Origin of the sequence: Microcystis sp. M_OC_Ca_00000000_C217Col, assembly GCF_007095585.1 — a bacterium.
GTDB classification, from domain to species: Bacteria; Cyanobacteriota; Cyanobacteriia; order Cyanobacteriales; family Microcystaceae; genus Microcystis; species Microcystis panniformis.
Window position 1 is genome coordinate 1 of sequence record NZ_SFBV01000355.1, and the last position, 21,389, is coordinate 21,389.

At 44.6% G+C, this 21,389-nt stretch carries 19 protein-coding genes and 1 pseudogene; 2 read left to right on the forward strand and 18 right to left on the reverse strand.

The genetic code is table 11. The features are described 5' to 3' along the window. Positions 1 to 114: 114 nt before the first annotated feature. The gene (gene cysK / locus EWV66_RS22920; protein ID WP_287108892.1) at positions 115 to 1,095 is read right to left on the reverse strand and encodes a cysteine synthase A; all 981 of its coding nucleotides are present in this window, start codon (positions 1,093 to 1,095) and stop codon (positions 115 to 117) included. A gap of 565 nt (positions 1,096 to 1,660) precedes the next feature. Here cysK and EWV66_RS22925 point away from each other — a divergent pair. Then, positions 1,661 to 1,906 (forward strand): annotated as a pseudogene (locus tag EWV66_RS22925) (transposase); the annotation flags it as partial. A gap of 586 nt (positions 1,907 to 2,492) precedes the next feature. On the opposite strand, the gene EWV66_RS22930 reads toward EWV66_RS22925, so the two are convergent. The 5 genes from EWV66_RS22930 to EWV66_RS22950 all read right to left on the reverse strand — a co-directional run bounded on the left by EWV66_RS22930 (position 2,493) and on the right by EWV66_RS22950 (position 10,412). Beyond that, positions 2,493 to 2,756 (reverse strand): Txe/YoeB family addiction module toxin, encoded by a 264-nt coding sequence (locus EWV66_RS22930; RefSeq protein ID WP_223210308.1) that lies wholly within the window; start codon positions 2,754 to 2,756, stop codon positions 2,493 to 2,495. Between the two features lie 10 nt (positions 2,757 to 2,766). Beyond that, positions 2,767 to 3,090 (reverse strand): type II toxin-antitoxin system Phd/YefM family antitoxin, encoded by a 324-nt coding sequence (locus EWV66_RS22935; RefSeq protein WP_287108893.1) that lies wholly within the window; start codon positions 3,088 to 3,090, stop codon positions 2,767 to 2,769. A gap of 68 nt (positions 3,091 to 3,158) precedes the next feature. Next, a complete protein-coding gene (gene gltB / locus EWV66_RS22940; protein WP_287108895.1) occupies positions 3,159 to 7,763 on the reverse strand; it encodes a glutamate synthase large subunit in 4,605 nt (1,534 codons plus the stop codon). 286 nt (positions 7,764 to 8,049) lie between these two features. Next, on the reverse strand, positions 8,050 to 8,937 hold the full coding sequence (locus EWV66_RS22945) for a succinate--CoA ligase subunit alpha (protein WP_052277784.1): 888 nt from the start codon (positions 8,935 to 8,937) through the stop codon (positions 8,050 to 8,052). Between the two features lie 290 nt (positions 8,938 to 9,227). Beyond that, positions 9,228 to 10,412, reverse strand: coding sequence for an ATP-grasp domain-containing protein (locus tag EWV66_RS22950; protein WP_052277785.1), 1,185 nt, complete (start codon positions 10,410 to 10,412; stop codon positions 9,228 to 9,230). A gap of 454 nt (positions 10,413 to 10,866) precedes the next feature. Between EWV66_RS22950 and EWV66_RS22955 the strand changes: the two genes are divergently transcribed. Further along, positions 10,867 to 11,544: a hypothetical protein gene (locus EWV66_RS22955; protein WP_052277786.1), complete on the forward strand. Its 678-nt coding sequence runs from the start codon at positions 10,867 to 10,869 to the stop codon at positions 11,542 to 11,544. A 53-nt stretch (positions 11,545 to 11,597) separates the two neighbouring features. On the opposite strand, the gene EWV66_RS22960 is transcribed toward EWV66_RS22955, so the two are convergent. The 12 genes from EWV66_RS22960 to EWV66_RS23015 form a co-directional block, all read right to left on the reverse strand. Then, complete coding sequence (locus EWV66_RS22960) at positions 11,598 to 12,536, reverse strand: GDP-L-fucose synthase family protein (protein ID WP_002786067.1); 939 nt, start codon at positions 12,534 to 12,536, stop codon at positions 11,598 to 11,600. Positions 12,537 to 12,548: 12 nt separating this feature from the next. Next, positions 12,549 to 13,631 carry a GDP-mannose 4,6-dehydratase gene (gene gmd, locus EWV66_RS22965; RefSeq protein ID WP_002786066.1) on the reverse strand — a complete coding sequence of 361 codons (1,083 nt, stop codon included), beginning with the start codon at positions 13,629 to 13,631 and terminating at the stop codon, positions 12,549 to 12,551. A 122-nt stretch (positions 13,632 to 13,753) separates the two neighbouring features. After that, positions 13,754 to 14,098, reverse strand: a complete 345-nt coding sequence (locus tag EWV66_RS22970) for a TIGR03792 family protein (protein WP_002769020.1) — start codon at positions 14,096 to 14,098, stop codon at positions 13,754 to 13,756. Between the two features lie 12 nt (positions 14,099 to 14,110). After that, positions 14,111 to 14,998: a ParA family protein gene (locus tag EWV66_RS22975; RefSeq protein WP_072925476.1), complete on the reverse strand. Its 888-nt coding sequence runs from the start codon at positions 14,996 to 14,998 to the stop codon at positions 14,111 to 14,113. 15 nt (positions 14,999 to 15,013) lie between these two features. Next, a complete protein-coding gene (locus EWV66_RS22980) occupies positions 15,014 to 16,069 on the reverse strand; it encodes a metallophosphoesterase family protein (protein ID WP_287108899.1) in 1,056 nt (351 codons plus the stop codon). A 157-nt stretch (positions 16,070 to 16,226) separates the two neighbouring features. Continuing rightward, positions 16,227 to 16,460 (reverse strand): hypothetical protein, encoded by a 234-nt coding sequence (locus tag EWV66_RS22985; RefSeq protein WP_002756314.1) that lies wholly within the window; start codon positions 16,458 to 16,460, stop codon positions 16,227 to 16,229. Then, positions 16,441 to 16,719 carry a BrnT family toxin gene (locus EWV66_RS22990; protein ID WP_002756313.1) on the reverse strand — a complete coding sequence of 93 codons (279 nt, stop codon included), beginning with the start codon at positions 16,717 to 16,719 and terminating at the stop codon, positions 16,441 to 16,443. The genes EWV66_RS22985 and EWV66_RS22990 overlap by 20 nt, the downstream gene beginning before the upstream one ends. 6 nt (positions 16,720 to 16,725) lie before the next feature. Then, complete coding sequence (locus EWV66_RS22995; protein ID WP_170863899.1) at positions 16,726 to 16,980, reverse strand: hypothetical protein; 255 nt, start codon at positions 16,978 to 16,980, stop codon at positions 16,726 to 16,728. A 5-nt stretch (positions 16,981 to 16,985) separates the two neighbouring features. Beyond that, a complete protein-coding gene (locus tag EWV66_RS23000) occupies positions 16,986 to 17,399 on the reverse strand; it encodes a hypothetical protein (RefSeq protein WP_287108901.1) in 414 nt (137 codons plus the stop codon). 436 nt (positions 17,400 to 17,835) lie between these two features. Continuing rightward, positions 17,836 to 19,122, reverse strand: a complete 1,287-nt coding sequence (locus EWV66_RS23005; protein ID WP_052277788.1) for a glutamyl-tRNA reductase — start codon at positions 19,120 to 19,122, stop codon at positions 17,836 to 17,838. 184 nt (positions 19,123 to 19,306) lie between these two features. After that, a complete protein-coding gene (gene glpX, locus EWV66_RS23010; RefSeq protein WP_052277789.1) occupies positions 19,307 to 20,344 on the reverse strand; it encodes a class II fructose-bisphosphatase in 1,038 nt (345 codons plus the stop codon). 130 nt (positions 20,345 to 20,474) lie between these two features. Continuing rightward, positions 20,475 to 20,972 carry a VOC family protein gene (locus EWV66_RS23015; RefSeq protein ID WP_052277790.1) on the reverse strand — a complete coding sequence of 166 codons (498 nt, stop codon included), beginning with the start codon at positions 20,970 to 20,972 and terminating at the stop codon, positions 20,475 to 20,477. Positions 20,973 to 21,389 lie beyond the last annotated feature (417 nt).

A 21,389-nucleotide genomic window follows, 5' to 3' on the forward strand; every position in this document is an offset into this window, starting at 1 on the left:
GGACTCTGTGTAAGACAGTACATGGTTTTTTAACTGTGGTATGCGACGGTGGTGGAAGCAGAAACTTAAATCGTGAGGTTTAGGAATCGCCGCACTTTTAGGGCGGCGAGGATGTCAAGCTACTAACCCTTGCTCATTAAATACCCCTTGGAACAGGATGGAACTCAAATACCGTTCTCCGGAATCTGGCAAAATCACGACAATGGTTTTGCCTTGGTGTTCGGGTTGTTGTGCCAAGCGAGCGGCGACGGCGGCGGCGGCACCGCAGGAAATGCCGGAGATAATCCCTTCTTCTTTGGCCAACCGTTGGGCATAAAGAATGGCCTCTTCGTTGGAAACGGTTTCAATCCCATCCACGAGGGATAAATCCAGAACTTCGGGAATAAACCCCGCCCCAATGCCCTGAATTTTGTGGGGGCCGGACTTTAGGGGCTGACCTGCCCGGGCTTGGGATAGTACGGGGCTGGCTTCTGGCTCCACCGCTACCGATAAAATCGGTTTTCCTTGGGTTTTTTTGATATAGCGCGAAACTCCCGTAATGGTTCCGCCCGTTCCCACACCCGACACGAGAATATCGATCGCCCCCTCTGTGTCCTGCCAAATTTCGGGGCCGGTGGTTTCCTCATGGATGCGGGGATTGGCAGCATTGCGGAACTGTTGCAACAACACATAGCGAGTGGGATTAGATGCGGCAATTTCTTCTGCCTTTGCCACCGCTCCGGTCATGCCTTTAGTCCCTTCTGTTAACACCAGATTGGCTCCATAGGCGAGCAACAGTTTGCGCCGCTCCAAGCTCATGGTTTCAGGCATGGTCAGGGTCAGGGGAATCCCCTTAGCGGCGGCTACAAAGGCTAGGGCAATGCCTGTATTGCCACTGGTGGGTTCCACCAGTTCTTTGCCCGGCCCCAATAGTCCCCGTTGTTCCGCATCCCAGATCATGGCCGCACCAATACGACATTTGACCGAATAGGCCGGATTGCGACCTTCAATCTTGGCCAGAACCGTGGCGTGATTGTTGCCAACGATTCGATTAAGGCGCACTAGAGGAGTCCGCCCGATCGACAAACTGTTATCCGCGAACCATTTCTTACTCACAAAATGGCAACTCCATGATTAAAATACGACAGTTCACCAGATTGGCTCATCTTGAATCCATTTGAAATTCGCTTGAAATTCATTTTGAATCCATTTGAAATTCATCTTAGCCTATGCACTATCAACCTCTGGTCAAGCTAAACAAATCTTTACAATCAAGCGGGGTCGGCCGCTGTGGTGGAAGAATCAAGGTATAGGAGGGCGGGAAGTGGAGATCAGGGAGCGGGTTTTTAAAGTTGGATTGGGAGTTAATGATCCGCTGCCCGCGAATTTAAATTGCTTGTTGAGATAAGGCAAGAGACAACATCCTACCTTGCCCCCCGATGTCGGGGGGGGGTTGGGGGGCGGGGGAGATTCAGCTAATCTAAGGATAGGCGGTTAAAATGCGTCTTAGCTTACTATGAAAAATTGTTTTGATCTAAGATTTAGTCAGCAATATTTTATTGGGAGTATCAAACAATAGAACCAATTTCTCTGATTGTCACCGCGTTGACTGGTGGTGGGGTTGCTGCGGCTAAAGATACGGCGGAAAAAGGCGTTAAAGATACATATAAAGGTTTGAAAACCTTTAACTACCAGCAGAGAAGACAGTGGTTATCAGTTATCACAGTTAGATTATCAGGGAATAGCTGCATATCATAGTAATAGTTATACACCGAAAAAGAAACCGAAAAATAGAAAATTAACAGAGTTAGAAAAGGAGTATAACAAGCCTTTAGCCAAAGAAAGGATTATCATTGAACCTATAAATAGGAAACTCAAAATCTTGAAAATCTTATCCTGTAAATATCGGAATCGTCGTCGAAGACATAAGTAGGGAGGCACAATTATTTGTAGGATGGGTTAGCGGTAGCGTAACCCATGCGGGCGTTGGGTTTCATGCTTCAACCCAACCTACGTTCATCTTATATTTAATTCCACCCACCCACGGCGGCTATTTATAACTATGAGTTAGGGATAGGTATAGCAACTTCTTAAAAGTTGCCAAACATTAGACATCTCCAAAAATTATAACCCAGTCACAGCTTGCTTTTAGTTTGTGTACTAATTAGGGTCTGCGGCAAAAAGTTTTTCCTGGGGGTAGGAGTCAGTAGCCGGTCGTCAGTAGCCGGTCGTTTCAGGCTTTGTTGCCCTTGTTTTTTGTACCAAGCGATGTACTACAAGAAGGATAATGCAAGGTTTTTGAAAGTCCCAATCCTATTTTCGCAGCATAAACATCGGACTTTAACAGGTCAAAAGCTTTATTTTAAAAGGGTTTTACCATTATTCAGCAAGACCTAAATATATCCTAATTTTAGCAAATGTTCCGACTTATGCAGCGATAAAAACTGTAGTCTAGATAATTAAGATTAATATGCCCCGATATAATCAATTTGGAGATACTGGATTAGGGATAATTATTCGTAATGATAGCGAGCTTGCAGAAATAAAATTCGATTATTCTCGACTTGATAAACTAAACGATGCTCTAAATTAATTCTTCTTGACCATAAATTAGAGCCAAGATGTTTAAGAGGTTCAGGTTTACCAATACCAGAAAAAGGTTCTGCAAGTATTGCTTCAATTAAGTCCCAAAGACGTTCCCAGATTTGGGAGTTATTGCGAGCCCACCACTGTAAATCTTCGCGAAATTGTGGGGCAAATTCAGGACAAACTCGCACAATTTCGGTTTCAGACTTCTGTGGCTTTTTCTTGCTCAATCTCGGTCTCCAATTCTTGACGTAATTCTTCTAGAGAAGTGGTAGCAGCTGTCTGAGATAATCTTTCTTTTGACCAATTTAAGGACTGAAAAAGTCGTTGAGCATTAGCTGGAGAGCGCAAAAGATAAACTTCTTCTAATAAAGCGGATAATTCGTCAGCAGCAATCAAGGCCACATCATGATGACCCTGACGTTGGACAATAACGATCGAGTTTCCCAGTTCTACTTGTTCTAAAACCTGAATAAAATGTTCTTGTGCTTGGGTATAGCTAGTATAGGTGGTGGGGATGGCCATTAATCAACTCCGCAGTCAAAAAATTAATCAATGGGTGCGTTAACAAAGCGTAACGCACCCCAAAGAAATTACACCGAAGTTAAGGTTTTCTCCGCGCTAATTTGCGCTTCGGGACTATCCGCTTCCGAGGGAGGGACCACTTGCCAGAATTGACCGAGATAGCTATCCCAATTAGCTAAAATTAACTTACCTTTGGGGCTATTAGTGCGTTCTACATGGGCCTCAATTAAAGATTTTAACTGTTCCGCACCGGCAGCCGTGCCAACCCGTTGAATCTTGACAATTTCGGGGTTAAGTTTCTCCGGTAGGGAGGGATCAAGAATATAAGCTAATCCTCCCGTCATCCCGGCGCCGACGTTGCGACCGACGGAACCAAGCACGACAATTACCCCCCCGGTCATATATTCACAGAGGTGATCCCCGGCCCCTTCGATAACTGCTTTCGCGGTGGAATTGCGGACAGCAAAACGTTCACCGGCCCGACCATTCGCGTATAATACCCCACCGGTAGCCCCGTAGAGACAGGTATTACCGATGATAGCGTTATCTTCGGGCTGATAATTGGCGTTTTGGGGCGGTAAGATGACAATTTCGCCGCCGTAGATGCCTTTACCCACATAATCGTTAGCTTCTCCCTCTAAATGGAGATTGACACCGGGTAAATTAAAGGCTCCGAAACTTTGACCGGCCGCACCCTGGAAATTGAGCTTAATTTCGCCTTCAAAGCCGTCATTCCCGTATTTTTGGGCAATTACCCCCGCAATTCTCGCCCCGACGGAGCGATCGGTATTGACAATCCTGTAGGTTTTGCTGACGGTTCCCTGTTGCTCGATCGCCTGTTTAATCTCGCTATCGGCTAGAATTTCCTCATCGAGGACAGCACCGTTACTATGTACTTCCTCGTGCTGCAACCAAGAGCGATCGCTACGGCCATCGGGTAAATTCAACAAACAATCAAGATTGAGGGATTCTGTCTTAGTTAAACGAGCATCGGAGCGCACTTTTAACAGATCTGCTCGGCCAATCACCTCATTTAAACTGTGATAGCCTAATTTCGCCAATAATTGCCGCGTTTCCTCGGCCACTAAAGTGAAGAAATTGACCACATGAGCGGGAATTCCTGGAAAACGAGCGCGCAGACGTTCCTGCTGGGTAGCGACTCCCACAGGACAATTATTCGTGTGACAGACGCGGGCCATGATACACCCCTCGGCAATCATGGAAATGGAACCAAAACCGAATTCCTCCGCACCCATGAGAGCAGCCATGAGGATATCCCAACCGGTTTTTAGTCCCCCATCTGCACGCAAAATCACCCGATGACGCAGTTGATTTTCCATTAACATCCGATGCACTTCCGTTACTCCCAATTCCCAGGGACTACCCGCGTGTTTAATCGAACTTAGGGGTGATGCACCTGTACCACCATCGTGTCCGGAAATCTGGATAATATCAGCGTTAGCTTTGGCAACTCCGGCCGCAATTGTGCCGATACCGATCTCGGCCACTAATTTGACGGAAACTTTGGCCCGGGGGTTAATTTGGTGTAAATCGTAGATTAATTGCGCTAAATCTTCGATCGAGTAGATATCGTGGTGAGGAGGGGGAGAAATCAAGGTAACACCCGGTTTTGATCGCCGTAACATGGCAATATAGGGACTGACTTTTTTCCCAGGTAATTGACCTCCTTCTCCCGGTTTTGCTCCTTGGGCCATTTTAATCTCTAGCTGTTTTCCACTCATTAAGTATTCGGGAGTGACTCCAAAACGTCCCGAAGCTATCTGTTTAATGGCAGAATTAGCCGTATCACCGTTTTTTAAGCCGTTTAGGTGAGGCATGGTCACGGAATGTCCTTCTTCATCCACATCGCTTAAGCTGGTGTAGCGGATCGGATCTTCTCCCCCTTCTCCGGAATTGGACTTACCTCCGATGCGATTCATGGCGATCGCTAGGGTTTCGTGTGCTTCCCGGCCCAAGGCACCGAGGGACATTCCCCCTGTGCAGAAGCGTTGCAGGATACTTTCGATCGATTCTACTGCTTCGATGGCAATTGAGGCTCGATCGCTGTTAAATTCTAATAAATCGCGCAATGCAGTAACGGGTCTTTGCTGCAAGATTTGGCGATAGGTTTCGTAATGGTCATATCCTTCACCTTGGGAGTGAGCAGCCACTGCTTTATGGAGTGCTTTCGCCATTTCCGGGGAATTCATGTGGTATTCTCCCCCCGGACGGTAGTTGACAAAACCGTAGTTTTCTAGTTTTTTAGCGGTAAGATTGGGGAAAGCTTTACTGTGGAATGCGATCGCTTCTTGGGCTACTTCAGCAATGCTTAAACCCCCGACGCGACTGGTAGTACCGTTAAAAGCTAGTTTAACTAAATCTGCCGATAATCCGATCGCCTCGAAAATTTGCGCCCCATGGTAGGAAGATAGGAGAGAAATACCCATTTTCGAGAGGATTTTCAGTAATCCTGCTTCTACGGATTTGCGGTAATTAATTAGAGCTTTTTCGAGGCTAATAGCTTCTAATTTGCCGTTTTCCATCAATTTCTGCGTTCTTGGCTCGATCCACCACTGGGCGATCGTTTCTAGGGCCAGATAGGGACAAACTGCGGAAGCACCATAACCAATTAGACAAGCGAAGTGATGGGTACTCCAACATTGGGCCGTATCGATCACAATCGAAGCTTTTAAACGCAAGTGTGAGCGAATCAGGTGATGATGGACGGCACCAACAGCTAATAAAGGGGGAATATAGCTAGTTTTTTCGTCAATAGGAGCAGTCCTGTCACTGAGAATTAAAATTTCTGCTCCCGATTCTACTTTCTTGGCAGCCTCAGCGCACAAATTAGCGATCGCATCTTCTAATCCCCCTGGTCCGGTGGTCAGATCATAAAGGGTAGAAAGTTCGGCTGTTTTGTAGCTAGAGGTTTTAACTTTGGCTAATTCCGCATTATTGAGCAGGGGAGAGTCTAATTTCAGTAAATGTGCGTCATCAACCCCCAATTTCAGGATATTACCCCGTCGTCCCAGATACATAGTCAAGGACATGACTAAACTTTCCCGTAAAGGATCGATGGGAGGGTTAGTAACTTGGGCAAAACGTTGTTTAAAGTAATCGTAGAGAAGATGGGGTTTACTGGAGAGGACTGCTAGGGGAGTGTCATCACCCATACAGAAAGTCGGTTCTTTTCCCTGTTCTGCCATGGGAACGATAATCAGATCCACATCTTCGGATGTGTAACCGAAAGCGGTTTGCAGGGGAAGGAGATGACTGGGAGCGGGAATATCTATCGCTGTTTCTTTGTCAATAAAGGTGCGTTGGGATTTCACCCATTCACCGTAGGGATTAGAGCGGGCAATTTCCTGTTTAATCGGCCAATTACGCTTAATTTCGCCTTTTTCTAGGTCAACTGCGATCATTTGACCAGGGCCGAGACGACCTTTTTCGATAATGGTGGTTTCATCGAGGGGAATAGTTCCCGCTTCCGAGGAAACGACGATATAACCGTTGTTAGTAATGCTATAACGGGCCGGTCGCAAACCGTTGCGATCTAAACAAGCACCGACGATTCCCCCGTCACTGAATACCAGTAAAGCTGGACCGTCCCAGGGTTCCTGTAAACCGCTATAGTATTCGTAGAAGTCGATAATTTCGGGATAATCCTGTAAATCCGGCTGATTATTGTAGGCCTCCGGCACTAGGATCATAGCCGCTTCTAGGGGACTGCGACCGGTTCTCACCAATAATTCTAGGGCGCTATCGAGGTTATAGGAGTCGCTGTTAGCGGGGTTAACAATGGGGGTCAGGGATTGTAATTCTTCGTGGGTCCAACCTTGGGTTTCTAAAGCGGGTTCCCGGGCCGACATCCAGTTAATATTGCCCAAAAGGGTGTTAATTTCGCCGTTATGACCCAATAAGCGCATCGGTTGAGCGAGAGGCCATTTCGGTTGGGTATTGGTGCTAAAACGTCGGTGATAAATAGCAAATTGACTGCTATAGGCTGGATTTTGCAGGTCTAGATAGAATTCTCGCAGGATTTCGCCCCGTACCATGCCTTTATAGACAATGGTGCGACAGGAAAAGGAGCAGAAATAGAAATCATCGGCCAGTTGCTTACCGACTTCAGAACGGGCAATATAGAGTAGGCGATCGAATTGAGAACCGGCTAAATCGGGGGAAGTAACCAGAATTTGCTCGACGTAGGGTTGATTTTCCCTTGCTTGTCTTCCGAGGATTTGGGGAAGGACGGGAACAGTGCGCCAACCTAAAATCTTAATATTATATTTATTGACAATTTCCTCAATGTGTGCTTTAGCCTCGGCTCGTTCTTGGTCCGCTTGGGGAAGAAAGACCATACCCACCCCTAGGCGCTCAGATTCTGGCATATTTAAGCCATTTTCGGCGAACCAAGGAGCGAGGACATCTCTGGGGATAGCGGTCATCATACCGGAACCGTCACCGGAATCCTGATCGGCGCTGCAGCCTCCCCGGTGTTCCAAACAACCTAAGGCTAAAAGTGCCTGTTCGATCAGTTGATGGCTACCAGAACCGCGTACATCGGCAATAAAACCGACTCCGCAAGCGTCCCGTTCTTCTACGAGCCATCGGGGACCCCAATAGGGATCGATTTGGTGTATATTGTCGGTTTTTAGGTTATTTTGTTGCGCCATAGAATTTATCCTTAGGGTCGTTGTCTAGAAGGGTGAGATAGCTGGTCTGCTGAAAGGGTCAATCTAGAATAGAATTTTTTTTGATCTTGCCGTTTCGATTGTCGCTGATTTTTCCTAATTTTTGCCTGTTGCCATCTTTATCTTGGCCAGTCTGAGGAATCACAGGTGATCTACCATGATATAGTAGCTCTCAGGAATTGTCATCGAAAATCCCCCATCCTGTTAGGTGCTTATTTTGGCAGAATATTGTCGGATTATAAGTATTATTGGAGCAATGGGGTCAAATTCAGGACAAGACTTTCCCTAAAGAGGCAGGTAAATCGGCTAATTTTTCCACCACTGTCACCCCAGCTTCTTGAAAATGACGTAAGCTATCTTTTCTGGTATTCTTAGCGGCAACAGAGTAGGAAAGTTGGTTAGAAATAATTGTTTCTGTATCGCCGAAATTGGTTTCAATCGCTGCATTTAACCCCACAAGATAGGCAATCACCGGTTTTTCGATCGCCGAGGCAATATATTTGGCTGCCTCGATTTCGGCCTTTCCTCCCACCTGACTGACGAGGAGAATTGCCTCGGTATTGTCATCTTCCTCGAAAACCTGCAACCATTGGGACAAATTGGAGCCAATAATGCCGTCAGTACCCAAATTTACCGCCATAGATTCACCATAACCGGCCGCTGTTAAAGTTTTCGCCACTTCATCCCCTATGCGATCGCCGCGGGTGATCAGACCGATTGTCCCCGATTGATAAAAACTGGGTTCACAAATACCCAACCAAAGATAATTGGGAATAATTACACCCTGGCTGCCAGGTCCGAGAATTAATGTCCCGGTGGTACTAGCTATCTTTAATAATTCCACCAGATCCAAGGGGGGAACTCCGGGGGTGACGATAATTAATTGGGGAATGGCTGCTGCGATCGCTTCTAAGGCCGCATCTAGGACTTGATTGGGGGGGACTAAAATTAAACTGGTCTTGATTTCCCCTGCTTCAGCAACGGCCTCGGCCACTAGATCAAACACTGGTATCTCTGCGATTATCTCACCACCGTGGCCACTAGCCACCCCCGCTACTAAACAGGTTCCCTGGGTTTTCAATCTTGCCGCATAATATTTGCCTAGGGGTCGATCGATCCCTTGCATAATTATCTGATCCTTATCTGTCCATTTCATATATTAAGTGTTGGGAGTTGTTTCAGTTAAGTAGGTAGGCGTTAAAAGTTGTCAGATCCCCCCGCCTATCGGCACCCCCCTTATCAAGGGGGGCAGGGGGGATCGAACCTAAAATCCATTTTTAATTTAATTATAACCAGCTACTGTGAGACACTGTTGATGGTAGTTTTTTTCAGTGGTCAGTAAACAGTAAACAGCAATCAGCTTCTGAAGGCGAGAGTCAAAGGTTTTAGATTCGTCCCTTGTGAACTGAAAACTCACATCTGATCAGTGATCACTGATCACTGATTCTAGGCTAATTTAATGGCTGCAGTGACCACCTCTTCTAAAGACTCTAACCAATGAAAGTTAACATCAGCTAAACTCTGACTGAGATCGATCGCTTGGTTGTCAGCTAGGACGCGAAAAATTATTTGTGGTAGGGTGGGATTGAGAAAAGATCGAGGTTGCAAGGTTTGTCTTTCCTGTCGGGTGGCCCGGATCGTTCGTTCGCCGCTGCCCCGGCTGGGTGATAATGGGCTATAACTGCGGTAGTAATTACTAATAGTCTCGATCGCTTTTTGGCCAAAGTCGGGATAACTGATAATATCAACGATAATCACTTTTAAATCGGCCAATAGTTGGAATTGTTGCAGACCGGACTCTATTTGCTCGTTTAATTGCTCTAATTCTAGTCTTTCCTCCAGTATAAGCCAGGCTGCTAGTTTTGCTCCCTTGCTGGCTAAGGCATCCCAGACAGTGGACATCAAACCCTGGCCATTGCTGATCATCGCTATTCGGCCAGTTTGATCAATTATCGACCAAGGGGATTGTAATTGGGGTGGGGTCAAGGCCAGAAGATCGAGATGTCTGGCTAAAGCGGCATCATTAACAGTTATTTTGCCATCTAGGGCCATCACTTCCCCAGTTTCGTTGATACCCAGGGGATTAATCTCGATAATATCGAGATCTTTGCTGACAAAGAGACTATACATTTTTTCGAGAATTTGACTGATAGACTCGATCAAAGACCCTCTTAAACCCATAGATACGGCTAATTGCCGACAGAGATAGGGGGAAAATCTCTCTTCAATGACCACTTTTTGCATGGTTGCCAGTAAACTGTCCACATCCATCCCCCCTTGACTCGCACCCAGTAAAACCGGTCTTTGCAGATGATAATCGAGTAAAATGGCTAAAAATATCTCTTGTTGCGGATTATACCGGGCTTCTGCTAGAATTACCTCTGGATATTCTCCGGCGATCGGTAAATGAAAGATAGCATGGGCAGCAGCGATCGCATCAATGGTATTAGCGACAAATTTCACCCCCCCTGCTTTTCCCCGTCCTCCCGCTCGTACCTGGGACTTCAGCACGATGGGGTAGGGAATGTTTAATCTTTTTAGTCCCCCCGGTTCGTGGATTGGTTGGGAAGGTAAAATGGGGATACCTACCTGAGCAAATATTTCCTTGGCTTGGTATTCGAGTAAATCCATAATTGATTAGTTGATAAAGTGGCGGTTCTCTCTTTGCTCGTTTCGGTAGCTGGGGGACTATGAAGATTATTCTAGCAACAGCATCCGGTTCGCGGGTGATGGGGGAGAATATTCTTGGTTTATAGGGATGGAGGACTGGTCGTGACGGCAATCTCGATCGCAAAACTTAAAATTAATTCGATCGGGTGATTTTTTTTTGATAGGATTGAACCTATAATTCTCCCATAAATAGTTATTGTTCCCCATTAACCGTGCCAAACTAAGAACTGCGGACAAATCAAGAGTTTTGGCGTTTCAATAGACCAAATAAACTAATAACTGGCAGTTAGTCGGAAATATCAGTTATTTTTTGCTAAAATTCTCCTTTTTCCCGCATTTTCTTGCTTGGAAACAAACTTTTTTCCGCTTTCGTCTTTATCTTTAATTCGCTCCCACTAGGAAACTCAAGGGTAAGATGCTAAATTTTCAAAAGCAGGGTCGTCATCATCCTCTGACCCTATTCACAATGCTTTTAAGTGCTTCTTTCGTTGTGGTCTCCCTTTCCTTGACTCCTGCGATCGCACGTCAATTCGCCCCAATTAACCCAATTAAACCAATTCCTTTGGGGAATGACCGATTAATTCCTGCTGGGACGGACATCCCTGTAAAATACGAGCAAGGGGAAAAAATTCTTTTAACCAAACAAGAAACTTTTTCTTTATCACTGACCGTTACCGATAATATCAAAAATTCCCAAGGACAGACAATTATTCCCGATGGTAGTCAGATTATCGGAGAAATTAAACCCGATGGTCAAGGTTCGCGTTTTCTATCCCAAAAAATCTTTTTAAAAACCCGTCAACCCCAAGAAAAATCTATTGATGCTATTTCGGCAGTTTTCACTCGTCTAGAAAGGATAATTAAAGGAGTTAACCCCGACAAAATTATTCAGGGTGCAGTATTAGGAAAATCCGCCGCTTCTGTCCTCGCTTCTTTTACTTCTGACCAACCGGTTAGCGAGGGATTATTACGAGGAGGAGGATTAGAAGTATTAGCTGGGTGGTTATTACGAGGAGAATCGGTGGAATTATTGTCAATTAACCCGAAGGAGGATTTAAAATTAACCCTTCGTTCTGATTTTACCGGTCAGTAAGCTTAAAAAAATCTGGTGTGTTAGTTATTAATCTAACACACCTGCTATCAAGACTAAGCGGCGTTTTGCCGATACCATTCAATGGTTTTTTGCAAACCTTCTTTAAATTCCATTTGAGCAACAAAACCGAATTTTTCCTGAGCGCGGGTTGTATCTAAACAGCGTCGCGGTTGACCATTCGGTTTATCTATTTCCCAAACAATTTCGCCATCAAAACCCATTAAATCACAGATTAATTCCACTAAATCTTTGATAGAAATCTCATAATTTGTACCAAGATTAACCGGGTCTGATTCATTATAGAATTGACTGGCCATGACAATGCCTCGCGCTGCATCGGTGGAGTAGAGAAACTCCCGGGTTGGACTACCATCTCCCCAGACAGGAAGTTGTTTATCCCCCCGTTGTTGTGCCTCATAAACCTTGCGAATTAAAGCAGGAATTACATGGGAACTACCCGGATCAAAATTATCCTCTGGCCCGTATAAATTCACCGGTAAAAGATAAATTCCGTTGAAACCATACTGCAAACGATAGGACTCTAATTGTACCAATAAAGCCTTTTTAGCGATACCATAAGGCGCATTGGTTTCTTCGGGATATCCTGACCATAAATCGTCTTCATGGAAAGGTACTGGAGTAAATTTTGGATAGGCACAAATTGTCCCCACACAGACAAATTTTTGCACTCCTGCTAGATAGGCAGCGTGAATTAATTGGGTTCCCATCATCAAATTATCATAGAATAATTCGGCAGGTTTTTCCCGATTGAGACCGATACCTCCCACATGGGCAGCCAAATGGATAATTAAATCTTCTTGGTCGGCTAAACGTTGACAGTTTTCCCAAACTCTTAAATCACAATCTTTGGACCGAGGAATTGTAATTTTTGCGGGATTTGCCCCCGCTGCAATTAATTGATTAACTACTTGCCGACCTAAAAATCCAGCCCCCCCGGTGACGACGATTCTCTGTTCGCTTAAATTCAGCATATTTTCACCTCTTTAATCCACAGTTGTCATCGAACGATTGCGAAGATAAGCCAAATCTTTTAATAACTGTTGGCTATCACCACCGTTATTAAGATTAATCCCCAAAGCCGCTAAATCCGCATCTACCATTAATTTTACCAGTCCCTCGAACGTCACCGAAGGCTGCCAGCCTAATTTCTCTCTGGCTTTTGTGGAATCTCCTATCAATAAATCCACTTCCGCTGGACGCAAATAACGTTGATCAAACTCCACATAATCCTGCCAATTTAAATTAACGTATTGGAAAGAAATATCGAGAAACTCCCGGATAGAATAGGTTTCATTGGTCGCCACCACATAATCATCCGGTTCTTCCTGTTGTAACATTAACCACATCGCCCGCACATAGTCCTTAGCATAACCCCAATCCCGTTTAGAATCGAGATTTCCTAGATAGAGTTTTTTCTGTTGTCCGGCAATAATTCGGGCCAAAGCGCGGGTAATTTTGCGCGTGACAAAAGTTTCTCCACGCCGGGGGGATTCATGGTTAAATAAAATGCCGTTACAGGCAAATAAGTCGTAGGATTCCCGATAGTTGATTGTTTGCCAGTGACCGTAAACTTTCGCACAAGCGTAGGGACTGCGGGGATAAAATGGCGTGGTTTCTTTTTGGGGAACTTCCATGACTTTCCCGAACATTTCCGAGGAACCTGCTTGATAGAAACGCACTTCGATGCCAGTTCTTTTTTGGTAATCCCGAATTGCTTCTAGTAGTCTTAAGACACCCACACCGACAGCATCAACGGTGTATTCTGGGGCATCAAAACTAACCCGAACGTGGGATTGGGCCCCTAAATTATACACTTCTACCGGTTGCACTTGTTCGAGGATACGCCGCAGGGTCGTCCCGTCGGTGAGGTCGCCATAATGAAGAAATAATTTAGCATCGGGCTGGTGGGGGTCAATGTAGATATGATCGATGCGATCGGTGTTAAAAGTTGAGGTACGACGGATGATACCGTGGACTTCATAGCCTTTTTCTAATAATAATTCGCTCAGATAGGAACCATCTTGACCGGTGATGCCGGTAATTAGGGCGCGTTTCGGTTGAGTCATCAGTAATTTACCTAATGGGAAAGAATAAAGACCAGGGCAGGGTCTGACTGCTTATAGCACACTTTAGCCCCTCATGACAAGTTTGGCTAGGTTGACCGGGGACAAAAAGATGAATTGATTTTTTATCTGGGCTGCATAGATTCTAAATGGTTCTGACAATTTTCTCGGAATTTTCTGACTTGAAATTCCTTGACTTTGAGTAATTGATAATTATCTTTTCCCATGGCTAGAGAAAATTTGGCTTCGGTCTCATCAAGTAAATTTTTGGAGATAGCTTTCCACTGTTCTTGCGTTTGCCAATGGACAACGATAATTAATTCTTCCTCGATGGCGGGATTAATCCAAAGCTCCTTACCTAAAAAACCAGGTTGTTTTGCTAAAAACTTTGTCCAAATTTCTTGATCTTTTTGGATAAATTTTTCCCTCGCTTCGGGGTTAACTTGAAATTCTAACCACTCAATGACCATAGTAATTATCTCCTATTTTTTGGCTTTCATCAAGAATTCTTCTGTGAGTTTCATAAAAGCTTTGGAACCACTAGAAGAGGGCATGGCTGCCACCGCAGGCACGAACATATCCACGGCTTTAGCTACATTAACATCCATAGGAATCGCATTAGCAAAAATTTGATGGGATTGAAAATCCTGTTGTACCCGGCGCATGACTTGATTATAGTAGCGACTAAGTAAACCACCACCGGAAAGAATAAAAACTATACCGAGTAAACCGGGGTTAATCGGTGCGGTTTCTTGATGACTAGCTTTCAGTTTAACTATTCTTCTTTCTAATAGCTGAATGCCGACAATTGATAAAGGTTCTGGACGGGCAGGTAGTAAATAAAAATGACTGCTACAGAGACCACTACGAGTTAAAAGATTATAGCCCGGAGCGCAGTCCATGATAATATAATCGTAACGGTCTTGAATGGGATCAATGATTTTTTGAATTAAGACTCTTTCTAGGTTATTCCAAGCATGATCAAAGCCTAAATCTTCCTGTAAAATTGCTTGATGGTGCAGGGTTTCTGAGACGACATATTCATCATATAGTTCGATGTCTCCCGGCAGTAGATCTAAGCCTTTAATTTCACAGACTGAAGGGACAATAATATCATCAATAGTTAATTTATTGTAGGGATTGGGTTTGATAATTGCTTCTAATAAATAGCTTAAAGTGCGTTTTTTGCGACGCAGTTGAGCGAATTCGTGGGGGGACATTAAACTAAGAGTCGCACTGATTTGAGCGTCTAAATCGAGGACAAGGACTCGTTTTTGCTGAAATTTAGCTAAACAGGTGGCAAGGTTGACGGTAAGGGTAGTTTTTCCTACTCCTCCTTTCATATTAACGGTGCTGATGACAGTGGCCATTATGGGAGTTCCTTTCTAGTTAACCGATGGAATATCTCGACGTAAAACCTGCCCGTTGGGAGCCATAATTAAAGGAGGTAAACTGGTAATATTGATCGCCTCTTGGGTTTTCATGTCGTAGGTGGTGTAAACTGTTTCCTGTTGATGGGGATTAATATCGACAATTGTTAGGGTTTTTCTAGGTGCTTGTTCACTGTTCAATAACCGTCGCGGTCCACTGCCTAAAGCTCCTGCGTGTAATAATTGTAATTGCCCCCGTTTACCCGGATAGTAAGCGTGAGCGTGGCCACTAATATAAGTATGCACCTGATGGCCCTCTAAAAACGCTCTTAATTGCTCGGCATCGGCTAAATAATCCCCCGGTCGATTTCTGCCCACGGCAATACCGTAGAGGGGTAAATGACCGATTACTAGCCGCATTTTAGCATTTTTAGCGTCGCTACTACTCAAGTTTTTTGCTGCCCAATTTAGTTGTTCCTGAGAGATTAAATGAGTGGAGGCATCCCAGACTAGATAGAATATACCATTTTGAGTGAAAGTATAATAAAAAGGAAAGCCGGTTTTATCGATAAAATTTAAACTTGTATTATGTTGGGGGTTTTGCCAATAATCTTGGGCTAATTTTCTCTCCTTAGCATAGATAAATTTTCCTGCGGATAAAGCTCCAGAAGCGTCATGATTACCGATGGTAAAAGCAAAGGGTATTTTAGCAGCTCGCAGGGGCGCGGCGATATGGTGATCAAAGGCTGACCACATAGCGTTAATTGCTGTCTCTGTCAAGCTGCTTTTTTGTCCTGCCACCATGTCGCCACCACAGAGGACGAGATCGGGTTTATGATTGATAATTAAGGGGATAGCTCGATCGATTTCGGGATCGTAAGTAGTGGAACCGTATTGACTATTAAGGTCACTAATCACAATTATCTTGACTTTTTTACCCTTTTGTGCTTGTTTAACAGCCGACTCAGGGGGATTTTTGGAAGTAACAGGCTGTAAAATTTGATGAGCGCAAGCTGCCAAGCTAAAACCGCCTAAACTGCCACTAATCAGCAAAAATTTACGGCGTTGCATAGGATATCAATCTCGTCTTTAATTGAGGTCACGTCAGTTAGTGTAGCAATTTTTGTCCCTTCGATCGCTTTTTTGTTGATCATCCCAATTAAGTAGGGAGGCACAATCATTTGTAGGATGGGTTAGCGGTAGCGTAACCCATCGGGGCTAATTATACTCACTGCTGTTGTTGTCTGACATAAGCATCTACAAGATTACGAATCAGGGATTGATAGGAAGCATTATGACGTTGAGCTTCCCGTTTAAAATACTCAATACTCTCCTTAGAAAATTCCATCGTTATCCTGACAGTATTTTGATTCGGTATTAGCTGCTCTGGTGGCGGTAAAAAGTCTTCGACAATTGTCACCTTACCAATCGGTTTTGCGGGATCAGGGGTTATGTTCTTCATAGAATTTTCTCCATTTACGCCATTCAGCTGCGCCAAATATACGAATCACTCCATCGCGGTAAGTAAAACGCACCGTTAAAACCCGGTCTTTTACCTTACCAATACAAAACCAACGTTCCTCTGAGTCACTATGTTGGACATCATGGACAATCAAACGATGTGGATCGAAAAACGCATATTGAGCAGTCTCAAAGTCCACACCATGTTTAGCCTTATTGTCAGCTTCTCTTCGACTATCCCAATCGAAAGTGCTTGTCATGTCACTCTAGCATATTTTAGTTTGTGTCGCTAAGTATAGAAAAATGAACCAGAAAATAAAAAACAAAACAGGAATAGAACGAGCCGGGAAAATCCCCCACCGATGAATCCAAGTATGTTCATTGTCAACAAACCTTGCTTTAAAAGTAGAAATATTTCCTAAATACTTATCCTGCTTAAGGATGCGTTTTTTTTCTGTCTTAAGTAGAGCCATAGCTGCGATAGCCGCATAAAGCGAAACTCCAATAATAAATGATGTCACAATTCCTAGTATTGGTAAAGATATAGATAGAAACCGGCTCTTCTGGTTTCTGTGTGGAAACGAGGTCTATACTGATAGAATATCCGCAAAATAGCCCTAAAAGTCTTGCCCAATAAGCATTTCACGACTCCATAAGCAAAAATTATCACACATCGATAATTATTATTACCAGAAATTGCAAATGCTGCCATCAAAAAAGACTGGGAAGTGACATACCAGTTCATTCGATTGGCAATCAGATTGTGTTCACGATGGATCTCTTGGTCGATTAATCCGTAATACTCAATCGATTTGAGATTTTCCTCGTCATTCCACCATTTCCACCGGTTCTCTTGCTTTTTTTTAGAGTCATTCCGCTTTTTAAAGTCATCCCACCATTTCCACCGGTTCTCTTGCTTTTTTTCAGAAGGTTTACCCATTAATTCATCTCCCCATATAGCTTGTTGAATTGAACTAAATCACCATCTTAAGTAGGTGTTTGGAATTAAATATAAAGATGGATCTCCTTGAAGGACTTGCTGCGACTCAATTTCCTAGAAAATTAGTTGCCCCATATTTTTCCAGTTAAATTGAATCAACAACGACTATCGAACCATTTAATTAGCAGATGGCATAAAAGCAAGCTGTGACTGGGTTCTAATTCTTGGAGATGTCCATTAATTATACCGCTCCCTGCTGCCAACTCCGGCACTCATGGACAGTCTTAACGAGTAATTTAGAGAGTCAACCGCTTAGTGGTCTGTCAATCTTGAAATTGTGGATAGGGGAATCCGGCAAAATTATCGGCTCCCAATCCCTCAAAATCAGCTTGACAGACCAATAGAATCGCCCTTAATTTTTGTCAATTGTCGGACTCTAACTATATTCTTCTCCGACACTGAGATTAAAGAGCATTTGCAGGGATTGTAAACAGCGCTTACGCGCTTCGATATCCTGTTGGGCCCGCAGTTGTACCATGGGTTCGTGAAGGATTTTATTAACGATACCGCGGGTCATTGCTTCGATAACTTCTTGGTGTTTTTCGGCGAATTCCGTCCCCAGACGGGAGAGGGCTTTTTCTAATTCCTGTTCGCGAATATCTTCAATTTTGCTTCTTAAACAGCTAATTGTCGGTACAGTGTCCAAAGAACGCCACCAAAGCTCGAAAGCTTCCACTTCCTGCTCTAGGAGTGCCTCTGCTTCCCTAGCCATCTGACGGCGACTTTCCTGATTGGCGGCAACCACCGCCTTGAGATCATCGACGTTAAAAGCTTGCACTTGGGCCAATTCCTTCACGTCGGTGTGGACGTTACGGGGAACGGAAATATCGATTAACATCAGCGAGTTAGCAGCAATCGTCACTTCTGTCAATAAATTTTTAGTTAAAATTGGTTCCGTGGCTCCCGTACTGGTGAAGACGATATCCGATGCCGCTACCGTAGCCATCATCTCTTCTAAGCCATATAGTTGCAGCGGTAGGTTAGGAAATTCACGGGCCAACTCCTGGGCCCGTCTTTGGGAGCGATTGACGATCGCAATTTGCTGAGAACCCTTAGCCAGAAGGTGCGTAACTAATAATCGGGACATTTTCCCTGCCCCGATAATAGCGATTTTTTTGCTGCTGAGGTCTGTCATCTTAGCATGGGCTAACTCCACCGCCGCCGAACTGATCGATACGGCTCCTGTGCCGATGCTGGTTTCCGTGCGGACGCGTTTACCGGCAGTCATCGCTTGTTTAAACAGGCGATCGAGTAACTGGCTAATAGTATTGTACTTCTGAGCTAATTTATGGGTATTTTTAACTTGAGCGAGAATTTGCCCTTCACCGAGGACAAGACTTTCTAAACCGGCGGATACCCGGAGCAGATGACGGACAGCATCCTGATGCAGTAGGGTAAACAGATAACGACGCAGGACATTAAGGGGAATATGCCCGATTTCAGCGAGAAACTGGGTAATTTCCACCACGCCCTTCTCCGTATCCGTAACCACGGCGTAGATCTCCAAACGGTTACAGGTGCTGATAATAGCCACCTCTTGGATGTGGGGATAACCCTTGAGGTGGGTAAGGGCGGACTCGATTTTCGCTTCCGGGATACTCAATTTTTCACGAATTTCCACAGGGGCTGTCTTGTGACTCAAGCCCACTACAGCAATATTCATTTATGTTCTCCTACAAATGTTGCTCAGGCTACAAAAATTATTGATAAAGATCAGTGCGTTATGTCTCTAATTGTTGCAATTTAGTCCCAATCGGGATGCAAATAAAAGATGTTTGAAAAAAAACTTTATATATTTTTACCAATGAGGGCGAGGTGAGCCATACCCACCCCACCGGGTCAGAGAATTATCTCAGTTGAATGTATTTGGGTTGGTCGAACAGGTGAACGGTATCGACAAAGCGAGCGGTTTTCGATTGGGTGGAGATAACCAAGCTTTGGGTACGAGCGCCACCGTGGAAGAAGCGTACCCCTTCCATCAGGGTGCCGGGGGTGATCCCACAGGCGGCAAAGAGGACGGTTTCGCCACTGGCTAATTCTTCGCAACCGTAAACGCGATCGGGATTGGTGATCCCCATTTCTTGCAGACGAGCGATATTACCCTCGCGACTTTCACCGATTAAACCGGTTTTGACCACTTCGGGATCATAGATTAATTGTCCCTGGAAGTGACCCCCCAGACAACGCATAGCCGCCGCCGAGATTACCCCTTCCGGAGCGGCACCGATACCCATGAGAGCATGAATATTAGTTCCCGAAAAAGCGCAGGAAATAGCGGCCGATACGTCACCATCGCTGATCAGACGAACTCTCGCCCCAGCGTTGCGGATTTCTTGGATTAATTCCTTGTGACGGGGACGATCCATAACTACTACCACCAGTTCTTCGATCGAACGATTGAGACAATCGGAAAGAACTTTCAGGTTTTCCGTCGCCGATTTATTAATATCCACATGACCTTTAGCTGCTGGGGGAGCCGCTAATTTTTTCATATAAAAGTCAGGGGCAGCGAATAATCCGCCTTTTTCGGAGATCGCTAACACGGCCATAGAACCATTTTGACCGTAGGCAACCAAGTTAGTGCCTTCGCAGGGATCGACGGCGATATCGATTTCGACTAATTCGTCGGGATTACAATATTGTTTGGCATCAACTTGGGTACAGATACCCACTTCTTCGCCAATATAGAGCATGGGAGCCTCGTCTCTTTCCCCTTCTCCGATAACGATGCGACCGCGCATATGGATTTTATTCATCCGTTCGCGCATCGCTTCCACAGCGACGTGATCGGCGGTATTTTTTTCGCCTTTACCCATCCACTTCGAGGAGGCAATGGCAGCCTGTTCGACCACTTCGATAATTTCTAACCCTAGCGTACTTTCCACTCGATGATCCTCCCTACAGCTGATCTATGATTTATCTAGTGAGTTTGTTTCCTTAACAGTCAAAAGTCTATCACCAGACGGGGATCATTCTTAAGTTTTTATGCAGATCAGCTGGAGGAGACTGGTATAGCTAGGGAGTTTTTGCTGGCACTGTCGCCTCCATCTCAGTTATGGAGAGCTTGAGTGCTGATTTCGGCGTTAAACTACGGATAAATTCCAGGGGTAAACCGTCTGTGTCGGCAATAAAGGTGACTTCATAGACAAGATCGCCGATCATCTGTTGTTGGGGTGGCAAAAGAATGTTTAAAGGTTGATATAGATCGGCATCCTCTTGATGAGCTTGCTGAAAGTTATTTGTTAATTTTTCTAACCATTCTGGTAAATTGCTGACATTTTCTGTTAGGTCAAAAGACAAGTGATAATAACCCACATAATGCTGATCACCAAAGGCATCGGGTGCAGGTTTCGGTTGGGGAATTTGGATTAATTCGATGCGTCCGTTTAACCCGGTTAGCCAACAGGCCAAAGTATAACCCGTGGTGAATCTTTCCTCGATGGTAAAACCGAGAAGTTGATAAAAAGCGATCGCCCGATGGATATTAGCCGTCCGAATAGAAGCATGGTGCATTTTCAGTAATCAGTAATCAGTGATCAGTAATCAGTAATCAGTCAGAATTCGGGGTTGATAAGCAATCCTTCATCGCTCTGCCTCCCGATTCAGTTTTGAGGTTATCAGTTTATGTTTCTTCGTTACTTGGTATGATTCGATCTGGTGGTATAAATCGACTAAATACTTATCTGGCAAGAGACTTAATTGATTACCAAAAACCGCATCAATGTCTTTCTCTATAATGGTTTCATCCCTTATCACCTCCTCCATTGCCTAACAATTCCCGAAGAGCCGAGTTTATTAAGTGAGATTATTCACTGATAACTGATAACTGATAAGTACCTAGGCAAAATTATTTACACATGACGATCATTGCCCCGTAAGGGTTTTAGCTCGATCGGGCAGGTAATTAATTTTGCATGACTACTTAACTGA

Coding starts and splice junctions, on each gene's coding strand:
- EWV66_RS22935 (WP_287108893.1), bottom strand. CDS start 3,090: ATGGCCATCCCCACCACCTATACTAGCTATACCCAAGCACAAGAACAT.
- gltB (WP_287108895.1), bottom strand. CDS start 7,763: ATGGCGCAACAAAATAACCTAAAAACCGACAATATACACCAAATCGAT.
- EWV66_RS22945 (WP_052277784.1), bottom strand. CDS start 8,937: ATGAAATGGACAGATAAGGATCAGATAATTATGCAAGGGATCGATCGA.
- EWV66_RS22950 (WP_052277785.1), bottom strand. CDS start 10,412: ATGGATTTACTCGAATACCAAGCCAAGGAAATATTTGCTCAGGTAGGT.
- EWV66_RS22955 (WP_052277786.1), top strand. CDS start 10,867: ATGCTAAATTTTCAAAAGCAGGGTCGTCATCATCCTCTGACCCTATTC.
- EWV66_RS22960 (WP_002786067.1), bottom strand. CDS start 12,536: ATGCTGAATTTAAGCGAACAGAGAATCGTCGTCACCGGGGGGGCTGGA.
- gmd (WP_002786066.1), bottom strand. CDS start 13,631: ATGACTCAACCGAAACGCGCCCTAATTACCGGCATCACCGGTCAAGAT.
- EWV66_RS22970 (WP_002769020.1), bottom strand. CDS start 14,098: ATGGTCATTGAGTGGTTAGAATTTCAAGTTAACCCCGAAGCGAGGGAA.
- EWV66_RS22975 (WP_072925476.1), bottom strand. CDS start 14,998: ATGGCCACTGTCATCAGCACCGTTAATATGAAAGGAGGAGTAGGAAAA.
- EWV66_RS22980 (WP_287108899.1), bottom strand. CDS start 16,069: ATGCAACGCCGTAAATTTTTGCTGATTAGTGGCAGTTTAGGCGGTTTT.
- EWV66_RS22985 (WP_002756314.1), bottom strand. CDS start 16,460: ATGAAGAACATAACCCCTGATCCCGCAAAACCGATTGGTAAGGTGACA.
- EWV66_RS22990 (WP_002756313.1), bottom strand. CDS start 16,719: ATGACAAGCACTTTCGATTGGGATAGTCGAAGAGAAGCTGACAATAAG.
- EWV66_RS23000 (WP_287108901.1), bottom strand. CDS start 17,399: ATGGGTAAACCTTCTGAAAAAAAGCAAGAGAACCGGTGGAAATGGTGG.
- EWV66_RS23005 (WP_052277788.1), bottom strand. CDS start 19,122: ATGAATATTGCTGTAGTGGGCTTGAGTCACAAGACAGCCCCTGTGGAA.
- EWV66_RS23015 (WP_052277790.1), bottom strand. CDS start 20,972: ATGCACCATGCTTCTATTCGGACGGCTAATATCCATCGGGCGATCGCT.